The 16303-nt window shown below is 73.2% G+C and carries 19 protein-coding genes; 1 reads left to right on the top strand and 18 read right to left on the bottom strand.

The genetic code is table 11. The features are described 5' to 3' along the window. Positions 1-17: 17 nt before the first annotated feature. The 16 genes from ACMCNK_RS00705 to ACMCNK_RS00630 form a co-directional block, all read right to left on the bottom strand. A complete protein-coding gene (locus tag ACMCNK_RS00705) occupies positions 18-338 on the bottom strand; it encodes a hypothetical protein (RefSeq protein ID WP_412734406.1) in 321 nt (106 codons plus the stop codon). 49 nt (positions 339-387) lie between these two features. Beyond that, positions 388-1125 (bottom strand): DUF6668 family protein, encoded by a 738-nt coding sequence (locus tag ACMCNK_RS00700; RefSeq protein WP_412734405.1) that lies wholly within the window; start codon positions 1123-1125, stop codon positions 388-390. A 113-nt stretch (positions 1126-1238) separates the two neighbouring features. Beyond that, positions 1239-1490 carry a zf-HC2 domain-containing protein gene (locus tag ACMCNK_RS00695; protein ID WP_412734404.1) on the bottom strand — a complete coding sequence of 84 codons (252 nt, stop codon included), beginning with the start codon at positions 1488-1490 and terminating at the stop codon, positions 1239-1241. A gap of 19 nt (positions 1491-1509) precedes the next feature. Next, positions 1510-1938, bottom strand: a complete 429-nt coding sequence (locus ACMCNK_RS00690) for a DUF4913 domain-containing protein (protein ID WP_412734403.1) — start codon at positions 1936-1938, stop codon at positions 1510-1512. Between the two features lie 26 nt (positions 1939-1964). Further along, on the bottom strand, positions 1965-2375 hold the full coding sequence (locus tag ACMCNK_RS00685) for a hypothetical protein (RefSeq protein WP_412734402.1): 411 nt from the start codon (positions 2373-2375) through the stop codon (positions 1965-1967). Further along, the gene (locus ACMCNK_RS00680; protein WP_412734401.1) at positions 2375-3121 is read right to left on the bottom strand and encodes a hypothetical protein; all 747 of its coding nucleotides are present in this window, start codon (positions 3119-3121) and stop codon (positions 2375-2377) included. Before ACMCNK_RS00680 ends, ACMCNK_RS00685 begins: the two co-directional genes overlap by 1 nt. Positions 3122-3213: 92 nt before the next feature. Next, a complete protein-coding gene (locus tag ACMCNK_RS00675; protein WP_412734400.1) occupies positions 3214-3354 on the bottom strand; it encodes a hypothetical protein in 141 nt (46 codons plus the stop codon). A gap of 83 nt (positions 3355-3437) precedes the next feature. Next, positions 3438-4688 carry a hypothetical protein gene (locus ACMCNK_RS00670; protein WP_412734399.1) on the bottom strand — a complete coding sequence of 417 codons (1251 nt, stop codon included), beginning with the start codon at positions 4686-4688 and terminating at the stop codon, positions 3438-3440. Position 4689: 1 nt separating this feature from the next. Next, positions 4690-5433, bottom strand: a complete 744-nt coding sequence (locus tag ACMCNK_RS00665; protein ID WP_412734398.1) for a hypothetical protein — start codon at positions 5431-5433, stop codon at positions 4690-4692. 64 nt (positions 5434-5497) lie between these two features. Then, positions 5498-6199 carry a hypothetical protein gene (locus ACMCNK_RS00660; RefSeq protein ID WP_412734397.1) on the bottom strand — a complete coding sequence of 234 codons (702 nt, stop codon included), beginning with the start codon at positions 6197-6199 and terminating at the stop codon, positions 5498-5500. 67 nt (positions 6200-6266) lie between these two features. Next, positions 6267-7643 carry a hypothetical protein gene (locus ACMCNK_RS00655; protein WP_412734396.1) on the bottom strand — a complete coding sequence of 459 codons (1377 nt, stop codon included), beginning with the start codon at positions 7641-7643 and terminating at the stop codon, positions 6267-6269. Then, positions 7640-9178 carry an SCO6880 family protein gene (locus ACMCNK_RS00650; RefSeq protein WP_412734395.1) on the bottom strand — a complete coding sequence of 513 codons (1539 nt, stop codon included), beginning with the start codon at positions 9176-9178 and terminating at the stop codon, positions 7640-7642. Before ACMCNK_RS00650 ends, ACMCNK_RS00655 begins: the two co-directional genes overlap by 4 nt. Next, positions 9175-10482, bottom strand: a complete 1308-nt coding sequence (locus tag ACMCNK_RS00645) for a hypothetical protein (RefSeq protein WP_412734394.1) — start codon at positions 10480-10482, stop codon at positions 9175-9177. The genes ACMCNK_RS00650 and ACMCNK_RS00645 overlap by 4 nt, the downstream gene beginning before the upstream one ends. Before the next feature lie 2 nt (positions 10483-10484). Next, a complete protein-coding gene (locus ACMCNK_RS00640; RefSeq protein ID WP_412734393.1) occupies positions 10485-11258 on the bottom strand; it encodes a hypothetical protein in 774 nt (257 codons plus the stop codon). A gap of 5 nt (positions 11259-11263) precedes the next feature. Next, positions 11264-11587: a hypothetical protein gene (locus ACMCNK_RS00635; protein WP_412734392.1), complete on the bottom strand. Its 324-nt coding sequence runs from the start codon at positions 11585-11587 to the stop codon at positions 11264-11266. Between the two features lie 17 nt (positions 11588-11604). Further along, the gene (locus ACMCNK_RS00630) at positions 11605-12780 is read right to left on the bottom strand and encodes a hypothetical protein (RefSeq protein ID WP_412734391.1); all 1176 of its coding nucleotides are present in this window, start codon (positions 12778-12780) and stop codon (positions 11605-11607) included. 243 nt (positions 12781-13023) lie between these two features. Between ACMCNK_RS00630 and ACMCNK_RS00625 the strand changes: the two genes are divergently transcribed. Beyond that, on the top strand, positions 13024-14001 hold the full coding sequence (locus ACMCNK_RS00625) for a hypothetical protein (protein WP_412734390.1): 978 nt from the start codon (positions 13024-13026) through the stop codon (positions 13999-14001). A 296-nt stretch (positions 14002-14297) separates the two neighbouring features. Here the strand turns inward: ACMCNK_RS00625 and ACMCNK_RS00620 are convergent, their stop codons facing one another. After that, positions 14298-15182 (bottom strand): hypothetical protein, encoded by an 885-nt coding sequence (locus ACMCNK_RS00620; RefSeq protein WP_412734389.1) that lies wholly within the window; start codon positions 15180-15182, stop codon positions 14298-14300. Positions 15183-15206: 24 nt separating this feature from the next. Next, positions 15207-16292 carry a type III polyketide synthase gene (locus tag ACMCNK_RS00615; protein WP_412734388.1) on the bottom strand — a complete coding sequence of 362 codons (1086 nt, stop codon included), beginning with the start codon at positions 16290-16292 and terminating at the stop codon, positions 15207-15209. Positions 16293-16303: the final 11 nt, after the last annotated feature.

Genomic DNA, 16303 nt, shown 5'->3' with positions numbered 1-16303 from the left:
CCTCTCTCCCGGCCGGGTTACTTGGTGGGTGCGCCGCCGGTGCCGCCGCCGCCGAAGAACCAGCTGACGATCGGCCCGGCCGTGGCGACGAGAATGCAGCCGCCCAGCACCATGCCGAGCCGGCTCATGTGTTCCGAACTCTCACCGCGCTTGTGGGAGATGGCCATCATCGCGCCGGTGACCAGGACCCCGACCACCCCGGCCGCGGTGCCGGCCCAGGCGACCAGGTTCAGCGCGGTCGTGACGTACGTGACCAGCGGGCCGGGGGCGGACCCGCCCGAGGTGGGCTGCGGCACGTCTGCAGGGACGAGGCGCGCCAGCACACTGTGAAAGGACATCGACATTTCTCCTCCGGTTCTGGTGAATGTGCGTGCGTGCCCGGCGGGCTCAGCGCAGCTCGGTGCGCTGCAGCGACGGAATGAGCGCGCCGAGCTTGGCCACCTGTGACGGCAGCCGGTCGGCCTGCTTGCCCAGGCGCCACTGCGGCACCCACGGCACCCGCCACACCGGTATGCAGGCCCGCAGCACCTTGATCCGGCGGACCAGATCCCGCGGCAGGCGCCCGGGGGCGTCCGCGACGAGCACCAGTCCGGTGATCGCCATGCCGGCGGGGTGCCGCCCTTCCCGGATGGCGTTGAGCGCCTGCGACGCCGCCCGCATGCCACCGGCGTTCGTCCGGGCCACCAACAGGACGCGGGCCGGTTCGTCACGGAACGGGTCGGGCCAGCGGCAGCCGACGTCGACGCCGCCGACGGCCGCCGCCAGCGTGGTGGCGCCCGCACCGCCGTGCGCCGCGACCCAGCAGATGCTCGGCTTTCCACCCGGCCCGCCGTCCCCACCGGAACCCTCGCCGCCGCCGCTGCGCGCCGCCCGCCCGGGCGTGGCCGGTTGCGTCTGCGCGGGTTCCCGGGTCGGCAGCGTGCTGACCGGGGTTCCCGGCGCGACGTCGTACCCGGCCGGCATGCTCGCCCGGCCCCGCAGCGACGGCAGCGCCGTGGTCGGCTGGGTCCAGGCCGGCGTCGGCAGGCTGTGCAGGTGCCTCGGCGGGTGCGACCCGTGGCCGGACATCCCGCCCGCTGCCGGCCCCTCCTCCGGCCCGGGCGGGGAGGCAGTGTTGGCTCTCACCGGGACACCCCTTCCGTCGTTCGTGCTGCACCGTGGTCGACCGCACAACGGGTGTCCGGTGGGCCGGGTTCACGGATTCACGAACTTCTTGGAAGCGGTGTGGCCGCCGCTGGTCAGTCCGGCGGGGGGTCCTCCTGGTCCTCGTCGGCGTCCGCCTCGCCCGCGCGCGCGATGTCGTCCGGCTCGAACAGCACGGCCATCGCGGCGATGGTCTCCACCATCTCGTCGGCGACGGTGCGGCAGGGCGCGCAATGGTCGAGGTGATTGCGGACCGCCTCCGCCTCCCGGTCGTCGAGCGCGTCCAGGTAGTACGCCCCGACCAGGTGCACGGCGTGCGGCCCGCCGCCGTTGAGTTCAGCCGTCATCGCTCCACAACCACACCGGTCATCGTACGGGTCCTGGCATGCCGTTCAGGAGCTCCGCGGCGGGCTCGACGGTCGGCCGTTCCTTCGCCCGGTGCATGCCCGGTTTGCAGCCGGCGAACGGGCCGGACGGGTGGCGCAGCACCTCCATGATCGGACCCAGCCAGTCCCGATGCCATTCCAGCGGACCCATCGCGTCGGCCTCCGCGCCGGTCTTCGCCTGCCATCCGAGCCAGAGCGCGTGCAGGTGGCCGATCGCCTCGGTGTGCTGATGCCACTGCGGGCACCAGGGTGACTGCGACGTCACTTCGGCGCCGTAGACCGGCAGCAGCAGATGCTCCACCCAGAACGTGAGCCTGCCCAGTTCCTCGGCGTACTCGTCGCCGCTCAGGTAGAGGATGAAGAACGGTTCGGGCGGCTCGGCCCGGGTGTCCTGGTCGAGAGGCTGCATGACTTCTCCCATGGTGTCGGAGGTTGCTAGCGGCGCCGTTGTTGACGGGCCGACGCCGCGCGCTTCGGCAGGCCGTGCCGCGCCACCGCGGACGCGGCCACCGGGCGGATGCTCGGCAGCGCCGCGGCGGCGGCCAGCACCCTGTGGGCGGCCCGGTCCCGGTACGAGTAGCTCGCGGCACGTTCGCGCCACTCCCCCGCCTTGGCGGGATCGCCGTGGGCGGTGACCTTGTCGTCGAACTCTTCCTTGTCGGACCTCGCCTGCTGCTGCGCGAACTCGCTGCGCGCACTGCGCAGCCGGGCGGCGAGGACATGGCGGGCCGCGTCGGCGCGGGCGGGGACATCGCGGTCCGCGACCGCGCCGGACGCCAGGTCGCGCAGGCCCTGGATCGCGCCGGCCGCCAGATCGCGCGGGCCGTGTTCCGCCGGGGCGCCCACTAGCGTCCGCCGGGGGCGCGCCGCGCGGGCGGAGGTGCCACCGGCGCGGTCTGCCGGCGCCGCAGGTCGCCGGAAGGCGGGCTCGCGGACCCCGTACGGGTCGGCGGCGGCGCCTGCGGCGCTCTGGTCGACGTCCCGGCGGCGGCTACCGCCTGCAGCGCGACGGGGGCGGTCGCCGCTTCGGGGTCCGCGCTGCGGCGGGCCTGTTCCTGCTGGGTCCGCCGGTCCGTGAACCATTCGTACGCCTTGTCGACGACGTTCTTGGTCGTGTCGAGACCGTAGGTGACCAGGCCGTGGACTTCGCTCTTCTCGTTGCCGACGGCCACGTCGTAGATGGCGGCGAAGTTGTTGGCGGCGTGGCCGACGTAGACGGCTGCGCCGAAGTACTCGGCCTTGCCGAGATGGTCGACCGCCTTCGCCAGGGCGTCGGCCACGCTCGCCGACAGCACCGTGAGCTGTACCGGCCTCGAACCGCTGCCACCGGTCTTCTCCGCGACGAGGCTGGCCAGTGCGCCGCCCTGCTGGGTGCCCCACGAGCCATACCTCTGCCAGTGCTCCCACACCGCGGAGGCGAGCTGTCGCGCCCGGTCCTCCATCGACACCGGCCCGCTCGCGGCCGCGTCGGACCCGGCGGCGGGCGCGGCGGGTTCGGACCCTGCGGCGGGCGTGTCGGCACCGGCGGCGGGGACGGACGGGGGCGGGGGCGCGGCCGGCGGCTGGTCGCGGCCCTCGGCTACCTCTGGCATTCATGCCTCCTCGGTGTCCGAAGCAACGTTGCTGGTGTCACCACGGCGCGGTGTGCGCGCCCGTTCAGGCCGGCCGCACGTGACGTGGCCGTTCAGAGGCCCGGCGAGAGGGCCGCCCAGACGATGATGATGAGACCGACCACGCCGCACAGCAGCAGCATGAACAGCCCACCGGAACCGAGCAGCACCCAGACCATCCACATCAGGTTCTGCGTGGTGTCCTTCTTGCTCATTCGTTCGGCTCGATTCCACTCGTCGGGCGGGCGGGTCCGGCCGCGGCGGTCCCTGGGGAGAGCCGGGTCCGCCGCGGCCGGGGTCAGCGCTGGTGGTTACTGCCGTCGTCGTCGTGGACGCCCGGCGCCGCGCCATTGCCGAGGCTGCTGAGCGTCGAGTACGCCTGGGTCGCGCCGGTCGCGGCCGTCTGGGTGCCCTGGGCGGCGACGCGCACCGCCCCGGCGGCCATCCCGGCGGCCCCGGCGATGGCGCCCAGGCCCCGCATGCCCACACCGGGGGACGCCGACCCACCGGAACCGCCGCCCGACTGTCCGGAGCGGCCCGCGCCGCCACCGCCGCCCGCCCCGCCGCCACTGCCTCCGCCGCTGCCCGCGGAGGCGGCACCGGTGGCCGCGCCGCGGGCCGCACCAGCGAACCCCTGGGCGAACCCGGCGCCCTTGCCGACCATCGCCGCGGCGGCACCCGCAGCGGCACCGCCGGCGCCGACCGCGGCCGCCATGCCGTCACCGGAGCCCAGCGCCGCCGCGGCGGGCACGATCAGTCGCAGCAGCGCAGGCATGGCCACCGTGGACAGCAGCAGCAAGCCGCATCCGGCGATCTTCTGCTGGGCGGCGTCGGCACCGCCGTCGGTGGAGATCATCACCACCGCGCCATACAGTACGAGGGCGACCGCGGGCTTGTAGACCAGCCACGCGACCATCCAGGCGAGGTGTTTACGCCACCAGCCGCCGCCCCACTGCGTCATCGACGACGCGGCGGCCAGCGGGAGCGTGCCGAACAGCATCACCATCACGCCGAGGCGCAGGTACAGCATGACGATCTGGACCAGTGCCGACAGGATCAGCAGCAGACCCACGACGATCAGCAGGAACGTCGCCAGATCGACGTTGCCGCAGCGCGACATCACGAACGTCAGCTGGTCGATCGACACCTTGAACAGGTGGGCGGTGTAGTTGTCCGACAGCGTGGCGAGGTTCGTGACCACGTACGTGGAGGCGCCCGCGACCAGGATCATCCGTACGATGCCCTTGAGGGCGGTCGTGCCCGCCTCGCCCTTGCGGTCCAGCGCCATGCGGGCCGCGGCGAACAGCAGCGACGCCACCGCGATCGCGACGACCAGCCACTTGACCTGGTCGGTGATGCGCCCGGCGTTCTCCTCCCCCTTCGGTCCGAGGGTGGGCACGTCGTTGATCTTCTGCATCATCTGGATGCCGGCGTTGACGATCGAGTACGCGATCGTGCGCAGCACCCCGCCGACGCCGTTGTCGGCGAGATCGCTGACCCAGCCGAACGCGCCACCGTACGTGGCGTCTCCGGAACTGCAGGCGGCCATCTCAGCTCCTCCACATGACGAAACCGGCGGGGTCCGGCACCGGCGATTCCGCCGAGTACAGGTCACCTCCCGACAGCGGTTGGATCTTCCAGTCCCCGCCGGCGAAGGCCATCGTGTAGTCGACCCTCGAGAAATGCCCCTGACCGTCCTTGATCAGCAGCCGTACGGTCGCCAGGTCCGGGGAGTAGTCCTGCAGCAGGAAACCCGCCACGGTCCGGGCGATGTACTGCGGCGGGGTGTCGGGAATCGACGCGCGCATCGCCGCGAACATGTCCCGCGGGTTGCCCGCCACCACCTGCTGCGCGACGACCGCGCGCCACCGTGGCCCGCTCAGCTGCCTCGGGATGACCGTGGCCGCCAGGACGGCGCCGCGCGGGGTGTGCGCGAAACACCACAGGACCGGCCCGTCGTCGCGCAGCGGCCCGGCGGACGCCGACACCGGCACCGACCCGCCGTTGAGCGGCCGCCAGGTCACATCGCCCGGCGGCCCGGTGGGCGGCGACTGGTCCGAGTCGTCCGTACGGCAGCCCTCGGGCCGGGTCTGCCCGGGGCTCAGCGACTGCGCCAGCGGCCCGGCCGTCACCGGCGGCCCGGCGGCGCTCCGCGGCTCGCCATCGTGGCGGAACACCGCGGACGCCCCGAAGACCAGCACGACGGCGACGAACCCCGCGGACAGCTGCCAGCCCCGCCGCTTCCAGAAGCGCCGTTCATCCCGGTCGCCGGTGCTGGATCGGCGAATCACCACGTCTGCCTCCCTGGCTCAGGTGGGTCGTACGGCGGTCGGTAAGGGAGCCGGCTCGGTAGCCGGCTCAGTAGGGAAGTCCGAGGAACGACACCACCGGACCCGCGGTCGCCCCGATCAGGCAGGCCGCGCCCACGTAGAGGAAGCCGCGCCAGTGCTCGGAGAACTCGCCCGGCTCGCCGCGGCGCATCTGCAGGGCCATGTTCATGCCGGTGACGATCAGCCCGGCGACCGCCGCCGCCGTCACGCACCAGGCGAGCAGGTTGAGCAGGCTCATCGCGGGATCGTTGGGGTCGGTGGGGCTGATCGCGAACGGGGCGACCGCCGGCGCGCTGACCGGTACGGCCGGCGCCTTCGGCGTGTTGCACCGGATCGGCCAGTTCTCCGTGGTGCCCGAGACCTCGCAGTCCGTAGCACCGGTGATCAGCTTGTCGTCCCTGGTCTCGGTGCCGAAGAACTTGTCGACCTCGGTGTCCAGGAAGACCTCGTCGAGCGTGTCGGTGGTGTCGGCGCGCAGCGTCGCGGAATTGTTGACCGCCAGCCAGCCGGAACACGACCGGTCGCTGCCGCGCGCCCGCTTCATCGTGGTGGTGGTCTTGAGGCAGAACCGCACGACGAACGCGCCGCCGTTGTTCTTCACGTTCACGGTGGCCTGCCCGCCACCGTCCTTCTTGGCGATGCCGCCGGCCGACGCCGGTGCGGCGACCAGCAGCACGGCGAACCCCACGGCCACCGCGAGGCCGCAGGCCGGACGGAGGAACGTACGCATGCGAATACCGCCCTTCGAGGGTCCCGGTCGGGTCGACCTGCTACAACGGACCAGAGGCACTTCGGGTTCACGGATTCGCCGCCCCGCTCGCGTGGCCGCCCATGGCCCCGTCCGTGTCGGTGATGGCCGTCTCCCACCGCGACCGCAGATGCTGCATGGCGATGGGCGCACCGGTGTCGATCCGCAACAGGCAGATGCCCTGCGGCAGCGACATCAGGTCGTCCAGCAGGTGCGCGGGCAGCGAGTAGAGGTCGATGCATCGCTGGGCGTCGGCGGCCCGGCCCTGGGCGTACAGGTACACCGTGCCGGCCTCCTGCAGCATGCTGATCGCGGGCGAGTCGGCCGGGATGTCCGAGGCGTGGTGCAAAGCCACCACGTTGGCCAGGCCGATGCCGCGCGACAGTTTGCTGTTGCGCTGGAAGATCCGGGCGCCGACGCCTTCGGCCAGATGCCATCCCTCCTCCGCCACGAACGTGGTCAGCCAGCCCCGTTCGCGCCGCAGCAGATTGGTCAGCCACGTGTTGACCACGGTCATCACCAGCGGGACCGCGGGCCCGTCCGCGGGCAGCTGCGACAGGTCGAACGAGGTGAGCCGTTCGGAAAGCGTCACGTCCGGCGACGTGGGGCCGTCGAACAGTCCCGCCAGGTCGTCGCCGATCAGCCGTTCCAGGTCGAACCGCATGGTCAGCGCCGCGTCCGCCCAGCTCTGCCGGGCGCCCGGGGTGTCCAGTCCGCCGAACTTCGCCACCGGCGGCGGCGCGGTCAGCGCCTGCACGACGTCCTGCAGCACCGGGACCCGGCCCTCGTCGTCGGCGACCTGCAGGGCCCGCAGGTGCGCGGCCCGCAACGCCGCGCCCTGCCACGAATCCACCGGCCGCCCGGACGCCACCTGCACCACGGCCCGCAGCAGCTGCAGCTGCCCGGCGACGGTCGTCGACGCGTCCGCCGACACGTTGATCACCGGGTCCAGCAGGTTGATCCGGCTGCCGCCCCCGCCCAGCTCGAACCGGATCGGCCGGCCGCCGAGCTGCCGGCAGATCTCGCTGAACTCGCCCTCGCCGTTCTGGTCCTTACGGTCGGCGACGACCGCCCGGCGCCGCCGGAACGTGAGCTGCCGTACCACGAACACGGTCTTGAGCAGGCTCGACTTGCCCTTGCCGAGGTCGCCGAGGACCACCACGTTGGGCGAGGAGACCACCTTCTTCTCGTACGCGGTGAACGGGTCGTGGTAGACCGGCTGGCCGGTCGTCAGGTCGATGCCGTTGATCAGCCCTTCCACCGCGGTGGGTGGCGCCGAGATGGCGGTGCACAGCACCTCCGCCTGCCGGGTGGTGCTGGGGATCCCGGGCACCCGCGGCGCGTACAGGCCGAGCCGGCCCAGTACGGGCGAGCGGCGCCACCGCCACGCCTGCGGCCGCAGCATGTCGACGTCCGGACCGGTCACGGTGCGATCTCCGTTCCGCGCCAGACCGGCCAGGTGGCCGGAAGCGCCTCGTCATGCCGGCAGCCGAGCCAGTCGAGCTGGGCGATGCCGCACTCGTCGGCGGCGTCACCGATGCGGGTGGACGCCTGGAGGACCGCGTCGGCGCTGGGCGCGCTGACCGACACCCACCCGGTCCACTGCGCGCCGTGGATGCCCGAGCCCGGTTGCAGATCCGCGAGGCGCTGCGCGGACGCCGACAGCTGCACGGCCTGGGTGCCGTCGTCGATCGCCCCGCGGCGGGCGGTCTCCTCGCCCTGCCCGACGTCCATCGTCAGGTCCTGGCGGGCGCGGCGGCGGGCCTGCGCGGCGGGCTGCACCGTGACGCACAGGCTGATGGTGCGGTGCACCGGCGCCGCCATGCCGTACAGCAGCGGCGCGATCCACCGGGAGCCGACCGGCTCGGCGGTCACCGCCGACCGCGGGATCGCCGCGACGCGGTGCCACCACCGCTCGTCGACGACCGTGCCGTGCCGTTCGGCGCGCTGCCCGCGCAGCCATGTCGTCGGCGACACGTCGACGGTCTGGTCGATCGGGAAGTCCGGGTTCTGCAGGTGCCGCAGGAGTGCGGCCAGGTGATGCGCGGACAGGATCCGCGGCTGCCGCAGCCCGGCCGAGGCGGCCAGCGACGCGACCCAGCGCGCCTGGGCCAGCGCCAGCCGGGCTATTCCCTCCTCACCCGGCCCGCACGCGGCGGCCTCCTGCAGGAACGCTGCGGACAACGGCATCCGTACGGCCAGGTAGTGCCGCACCATCTCGGTCGCGCCCGCGGTCATCCGCACCAGTTCGGCGTACGAGCTGAGCAGCAGCTCCGGGGCGGCCGGGTCGACGTGCCCGGCCGCCCACTGCTCGTGCGCGGCGGAGTCGAGCGGCACGATCCGGGTCACCGACTGGATTCCGCCGATCAGTCCACTGTCGCGGGCGAGCCGGCCCAGCAGCCGCCCGTACGCGGCGGCCGCCTGGTCGTAGTCCTTGTCGGTACGCAGCCCCGGCGCCTGCCCGTCCACCTCCAACGCCACCGACAGGTACCGGGGTTCGCCGGGCGGGCGGTGCAGCAGCACCGTACCGGGCTGCCCGTCGACGCCGAGCCATTCGACGCCTTCGAGGCCGGGCGCTTCGTCGCGGATGGACCGAGCCCAGGCGCGTACCGCGCGGCGCTGCTGCCGGGTTGCCGGGGCGGCAACCGGCGGGGCCAGGTGCAGCGGCACCAGTGTGGTCTCGCCGCGGCGGCGGCGCAGCCGCCAGCGCACCGCGAGCGCGAACTCCCGGCCCGGCGACCGGCCGGTCACCGGGTTCTGCCGGGTCAGCGCGAACAGCGGGGTGAACAGCAGCAGCGCCGAGGCGATCCCGGCCGGCCCGCCGACCGTGACGGCCAGCAGCGTCCCCACGACGAGCGCGCCGGCCAGGATGACGTTGCCGATGCGGCTGCGGGCACCGCCGAGCATGGTACGGCGGCGCAGTTCGCCGCCCAGTCGTGCGGTGCGCATCTCTGTGGTCATCGCGCGGCGCTCCAGCGGGTGGGTTCGGGTGGCGGCGCCATGTCGATCGCCTGCTCACCGAAGGGGGGCAGGGAGTCCGGATCGGACCGGCGTGCGGCGTCCTGTGACGCGGGCCGTCGGCCGGCCGGCGCGGTCCGGGGTTCGGCACTGTGCGGTGCGGTTCGCGTTTCGGGGCCGCCCGGTGCGGTGCGGGGATCGGTGCCGCCCGGTGCGGTGCGGGGATCGGTGCCGGCCGGTGCCGGGATCCGCCCGGCGGCCCGGCCGGTCACCGCGGGCCGGGCCGGGTGTGTCACCGGCCGCCCGGTCACCGCCGTCGGGCCGGGCGGTCCGGCCACCGGTACCGGCAGCGCGCTCATCCGGCGGTGCGACATCTGCCGCATGGTCGCGCTCGGCGCCTGCCCCTGAACGCCTGTGAGGCCGCGCCGGGTCCGCCCGTACCGGTCGGCGGCCGAGACCGGCAGGCGCGGCGCCATCCTGATCAGCGTCCACGGGGCCAACCCGACGAACAGCAGGGTCAACGCCCCCATCAGCGCCGGCATCAGGATCCGCCAGCCCGGGTCGGCGCCGGGACGGGCGGTGAAGACCGACCCGCTGATCCGGGCGACCGTACCGATCAGAAAGAACAGCAACGGCTTGGCCAGCAGCAGCGCCAGCCAGGTCGCCGGCAGCCGCAACGCCCGGCTGCGGGTGGCCGGGTCGATCAGCGCCACGAAGGAGACCGCCATGACCGCGCCGGTGAGGTACAGCACCAGCGTCTGCGCGGTGAGCCCGCCGACCATGCCGGCCAGCCCCACGAACGCCAGCGCCATCACCAGCAGCGCCACGATCGGGCCGCCCGGCAGCGCATCCGGGTCGGAGATGACCACCATCGAGGTCAACTTGCCGGGCAGCGGGCCGACGTCGGCGGCGAAGTAGCCGGTGATGCTGGCCGTGGCGGCGTCGGTCAGCTGCACGATCAGCTGCCCCACGGCCGGCGCGAACAGCACCAGCAGCATCGCGGTGGGCACCCACCGCCACAGCGACTCGGCCATCGAATGCCCGCTCAGATCCCCCGACGAGGCGCGGTGGAACAGCCGCGCCAGCATGACCACCAGGACGAACATGGCGATGCCGGCGCCGGCCGCGTACGTCGACAGGAACTGCCGCGACCCGATGTCCGGCGACGCGACGTGCGACAGTTCCGTGAACGTGGTGCCCAGCAGCGACGAGAGGCTGCGGCCAAGGAACGCGGCAGCATCGGCCATCGCCGTGTCCAGTGAGCCGCCGCCCGGTCCGGCCGTGGGTGATTCCACCAGTGCCCCCATGTCTACTCCTGTGTGTCGGCGTACAGCTGCCAGCGCGGGCCGAACGCCGCGAGGGCCGCGGTCCGGGCGACGAAGGATGGGCGCGTCTCTCCGGGATCCGGCCCGTCCGCAACGGTGATGTCCGAGGCCAACTGCCAGTCGTCTCGCGCTGCGTCCCAGCGCAGCGCAACCTGAGCCCGGAACCACCGCACCCGGGGCGGCGGCGCACCGTCGGCCACGACGGCGAGCTGGTACGGGTACCACACCTCGATGCGAACCATGGAGGTGCCGTCCTCGATCAGGCGGTAGGCACCGAACTCCGGCCGGGCCACCGCCAGCACGTGTCCGGACGGGGGCTGCCCGTCCCCGGGCAGGCCGAGAGCCTCGGCGCGGGCGGCGATCCGATCACCGACCGCAGCCGCGACCTGCGTATCGCCCAGCGATGACAGCAGCACGGGACGGCGGGCCGAGTCCAGTACGCCCGCGCCCTCGATGACCGTCAGCCAGGCCGTTCCGGCCGCCACCGCGCCGATGGTCGAGTGCGGAAAGCCCAGGGGCAAACCGGCAGGCCCGGTCCGGCTTGCCACGCCGTCGAAGGCCACGGAACCGGTTGGCAGAGTCTCCGGTTCCGGGTGGTCGATCGTGGGCGGCCCGCCGGAGAAGCCGTATGCCCCGGCCTGGCTGGCCGGTTGGCCACCGTCCTGCGGTGTCACCCACAGCAGCGTGACCAGAATGCCGACGACCAGCATTGGTGCAGCGACGGCCGCCGACAGCCGAGCGAATGCGAGGTTCGGCATGGTGCTCAGCCGACCGTCGTGATGATCGCACCGACGATCACCGGCAGCCCCACGAGACCGGCCAGCGCCACCGCGCGGATCTTCACGTCCCCGGTCGCCTCGGTGATCATGTGTGCGTTGCCGACCCGCTTGGCCTGGGCCATTGCGAGGAAGCCGGCGGCGAGGTAGAAGACCGCGGCGGCGATGAGCAGGGCCCAGACCGCGCCCGCGACCCGGGCCCAGGTGTGGCCGAACGCGGGCCCGAGGATGCCCATGTCGGGTGTCACTCCGTCGAGCGGATTGGTGACCTTGTCGCCGGGCACGCGGGCCAGCGGGGTGTCGGACGTCAACGTGCTACTCCTCGTCGTCAGGCGGTGGTCAGGGAACGCATCACGGTGGTCGCGACGCTCAGGTAGGCCTGGCGCGCCGGGTCGCCGATCTCGCGGTAGGGCGCCGATCCGGCCCGGCTCAGGCATTCGTCGAACGGGACGACGACCACCTCGCACGGCATCGCCGCGAAGCGTTCGGCGATCCGCCGGATCCGGTCCGGGTCGGTCTGCGGTTCGGTGCACGACAGCACGGCGATCGCGGAGCGGGCCGCCGATTCACGTACGGTCCACAACCCCGCCTCGACGCAGTCGGCGCGGACCGTGACCGGGACGACCAGCTGGTCCGCCCGCCGGGTAACCTCGGACCAGGCCGGTGCGCGCAGGTCGCTGCCGGAGTCGAGGACGAGGATGTCGTAGCTGCGGCTCAGCATCGCGTACAGCCACTCGAACGGCCGGTCGCGGTCCTCGGCGTAGTTGTCGCCGTCCAGCACGTCGAAGCCGGCGCCGGGCACGTACGGCAGGTCACGGATGCTGCCGCGGAACACGGGTTTCGCCCCCGCCTGCCGGCCCAGTGAGCCGTCCCCGCCGGCCGCCTCCCACGCCAGCGTGCGCCCGTTGCGGTACCGGCCCAGCGTCGCGGCGAGCATGAGCGTGACCGAGGTACGGCCCGCCCCGGCCGCCGGGCTGCAGACCGTGACCATCGAGGTCCGCGTGACCGGCAGCCGGATCACGGCCGGGTCGGCGGGCGGCGGCGCTTCCCGTGCGGGTGCCGCGGTTCGGCGCCCGGGCGTACGCCGCAGTCGCTCGCGCCACGGGCGGCGCGCGGAGCGGCCGCCCCCGGTGACCCGGCGGACGAACGCGTCGTACGGTTCATCGCCGAGCACGTCGGCGGCGGGTCCGGCCCATTCGGGCAGATCCGTGCGGTAGGCAGCCGGCGACGGTCCGCCCGGCGCGCTCGGCGACGTGCCGGTGAACGGCTCACCGGGCGACTGTTCCGGCGCGGCGGGTGCCTGCTCCAAGGGCTCGGAGGCACCCGGCGGCGCGAACCCCGGCGTGGATTCCGGCGCGGGCACAGCGGGTTCCGGCAGCCGTGCCGGGGTGAGCCCAGCGGGATCCGGCGTGGACGACGACGCGGAGGCAGCATCCGGCGGCGGGGTGCCGTAGTGGCGCGCCCGCTGTGCGTTGGGGAAAAGGTCGCTCGCATGCAGTGTCATGTCGTTCCTCCCGGCCGGTCCAGACCGCTCGACGCGAGGACTGGTCCGGCCCCGTGACGGCCCGGCGCCCCGGGTGGTTCACCGGAACGGCGGATCCAGGCCGTCGACCGGGGTTCGCGTGCGCGGCGGATCCATCCACCGGCCGGACCGGTGAACTCCGCCCGGCCGAGCCGCGTTGTAGCGTCCGCGCACCGACCGCACCCGGTTCGGAGGACCCATGTTCAACACAGCGGGCAGGCGGCCGTGAGGCGCGCCGCCGTACTCGTCGGCGGCGCCACGCTGAGCGTGTTGCTGCCATTGACCACGATCGCCCTGGTCGAGTCCGGGAAACCGGCGCTCGCCGGCACGGCCGCCGACTGCCTGGCGCCGCAGGGCACCGCCTGGCAACTCGACGTCGAGCAGCAGGCCACGGCGCGGCTGATCGTCGACGTCGGACGGCAGCGCGGGGTGCCGCCGCGCGGCTGGGCGGTCGCCATCGCCACCGCCGCGCAGGAGAGTGCGCTGCACGCCCATCCGGAGCCCGATGCGTTCGGCTCGTCGGGCATCTTCCAGCAGACGCCCCCGGCGTGGGGTACGCGGGAGCAGGTCAACGACGCGGGGCATGCCGCGAATTCGTTCTACACGGCGCTGCTCAAGGTGGGCGGCTGGGAGAGCATGGAGCTCACTCAGGCCGCGCAGACCGTGCAGCGCAGCGCCTACCCCGATGCGTACGCCAAGCACACCGCCACCGCGATCGCCGCGGTCCGCGACCTCGGGGGCGTGGACCTGGACTGTGCGAACCTCACGCCGGCCGGTGCCGGATCGGCGCCGCGCAGCGCCGACAGTTCGTGGCCGCCGGAGGCGTGCAGCATCCGCCCGGACCCGACGACGGGCCACGGCTGCCTGACCCCTCGGACGGCTCAGCTGGTCCGGGCCGTCGCAGCCGTGGGTTATCCCGAGGCCGGCTGCTGGCGGGTCGACGACCACGGCGAACACCCGAAGGGCCGCGCCTGCGACTTCATGATGACCAGCGGCGGTGAGGCCACCGGGGCGCAACGGGCGCGGGGCGACGCGCTGGCCACCTGGGCCGTGTCGAACGCGGACCGGTTCGGCATCATGTACGTCATCTGGTTCCGCCGCATCTGGACCCGGGCCCAGGGCTGGCACGCCTACAACAACCCGTTCGGCGGCAACGATCCGTCGGGCTGGCACACCAACCACGTACACATCTCGGTGTATTGAGGTCGTCAATGGGGTGATGCGGCGTGGTGGCCGTTCGTGTGGTCGCTGGGCGCGCTCACCCGTATCTCTCGGGTCGCGCGTGTGGAGGGTCAGCCATCAGGTTCCCCTGAGGCCGGATGGGTAGCCCGCTGACCGCGGACGGCAATGCCGCCCAGGGAAACGCCGCTGTTGGATCGTCGCGTCCTGCGCCGGGTTTCGTCTGTTCCGTCAGGACCATGCGAACGCCATCCCCCTGAAGCAGGCGAATGCTCCGTGCGTAGGCCGAATGGCCGGCCAGAGCCCGGTTCAGGGCCGGGTCACCGGCGTGGCGTGTTGGCCGAGCTCGACGAGCGGCGCACGGCCGCCGAGGCCGCCGACGGGTTGGACGGGGACCGCGCCACGCCGTCCGGACGGGCCGTACGCATCCGCGCCGCCTGGGCCTGAACCCCATCGGCGGGCCCTGCCGTGGCAGGATCCCCGGCCGGTGCGGCGGACGCCCGGGCGATGCCGCGCCGGACCTCGTCGCCCCACATCGACACCCGTTGCGGATCCTGTGCCGGAAGGGGCGGCGTGGCGGAGGTGTGCCGGTCGATGTCCCTGTCGACCGCGGCGAGGAACTGCGCGGCGCCGGTCATCCGGCCGTCTGCGTGCAGCGCGGCCAGTTTCGGGTCCTGGCGGATGGTGAGTTCGATCGCCTGGGCGATCGCGGCTCGACGGCCGAGTTCCGGCGGCAGCGACCGCATGTACCGCTCGCCGGGAACCGGGCGGTTCATGATCCGCTGCGCCAGCGGCTGCGGGAACCAGAGCTCGGGGGCCGGCTGCCCGGCGCCGTGGACGTCGGCGGGCTGCGACGCGCGTCGGCGCAGCCACCGGACAAGATTGCGTACCGCGCGCATCAGGCGAACCATCCGCTCGAACGTCTTGCGGCCGCTGCTCACGCCCGGGGCTTCCCGCCCCGGGCTCGCGGCAGGAGCCCCTGGAACCGTCTGCCCGGTACGCCCCCGGGAGAACGCCCGGCGCATCCAGCGGGCGACATCGCCCGCTCCCGCGCGGAGGGTTCGGCCCGTCCGGGCCACCCAGCGGTTCCGGCGCAGGTCCTGGTCGATGGTCTGCCGCGCGGCGGCCCGGATGTCGGGGCCGAACGACGCCGGGTCGCGGGAGGCCCACAGCGCTTCGCGCATCCGGGTGTCGTCTGGGGGCATGGATCGGTCCGCCTTCCCGTCGGGTCAGGTGCGCAGAAGTTCGTCGACGCCCGGCCCGGCCGCGCCGCCGGCCCACGTGCCCAGCGCCATCTCGGCCGTGATCCCGGGTCCGAAGCCCGCGATGAGGCCGGTCGCCCCGGCCCCGGCGCCGCCGTCGTCGAACAGCCGGGCCAGCGCGTCGAGCACGACCGCGCTGGCGATGTTGCCGTACTCGGTCAGGGTTGCCCGGCTGTGGCGGAACGCGTCGGGGTGCACGCCCAGGAACTTGCTCAGGTCGTCGAGGATGCGCGGCCCGCCGGCGTGCACGATGTAGAAGCCGAGGTCGCCGGCGTCCCACCCGTGGGCGGTGGCGAGCGCACGCAGCACCGGCGCCATCGGTTCCATGGTGCCCGGCACGCGGCGGTCCAGCTGGAAGTGGAAACCGGTGGAGCGCACCGCGTACGAGATCCAATCCTCGGTGTGCGGGATCAGGTGGCTGCTGTTGCGTTCCAGCGAGACGCCGACGCCACCGCTGCCGCGGACCACGGCCGCGGCGACCGCGTCGCCGAACAACCCGGCGCTGAGCAGGTTCCCGACGCCGACGTCGGTGGGCTGGTAGCACAGCGAGCACAACTCGCACGAGACGATCAGGACGTTGCTGCCGGGGTATGCGCGGCAGAAGTCGTGGGCCCGGTTGATCGCGGCGCCGCCCGCCGCGCACCCGAGCTGAGCGATGGGGATCTGCCGGGTGTTGCTGCGGAACCCGAGCTCGTTGATCAGCCACGCGGTGAGTGAGGGCATCAGGAACCCGGTGCAGGAGACGTAGATGATGGCGTCGACATCGTCCGTGGTGAGCTCGGCGCTGGCCAGCGCATCCAGGATGACGGCGGGCGTGCGTTTCCTCGACTCGGCCGCGTAGATGCGGTTGCGCTCGGCGAGTCCGGGATGCTTCAGCGTACGGTCGAGCGGCTGGACGATGTGGCGTTTGCGGACGCCGGTGTTGCGGATCAGCCGGAGTATCAGGGCGAGCTGGGGATGCCCGGCGTGCAGGCGTTCGGTCAGGTCCAACGTGTCCTGCAGCGTGACGACGTTTTCCGGCACCGCGACCGCGGGTTTGCAGAGTATGGCCACTGTGTCACCCC

The sequence above is a fragment of the Krasilnikovia sp. MM14-A1259 genome, assembly GCF_047159535.1.
GTDB lineage: Bacteria > Actinomycetota > Actinomycetes > Mycobacteriales > Micromonosporaceae > Actinoplanes.
Note: the sequence above shows the minus strand (reverse complement) of the source record. Positions and strands in the feature narration are given on the sequence as shown.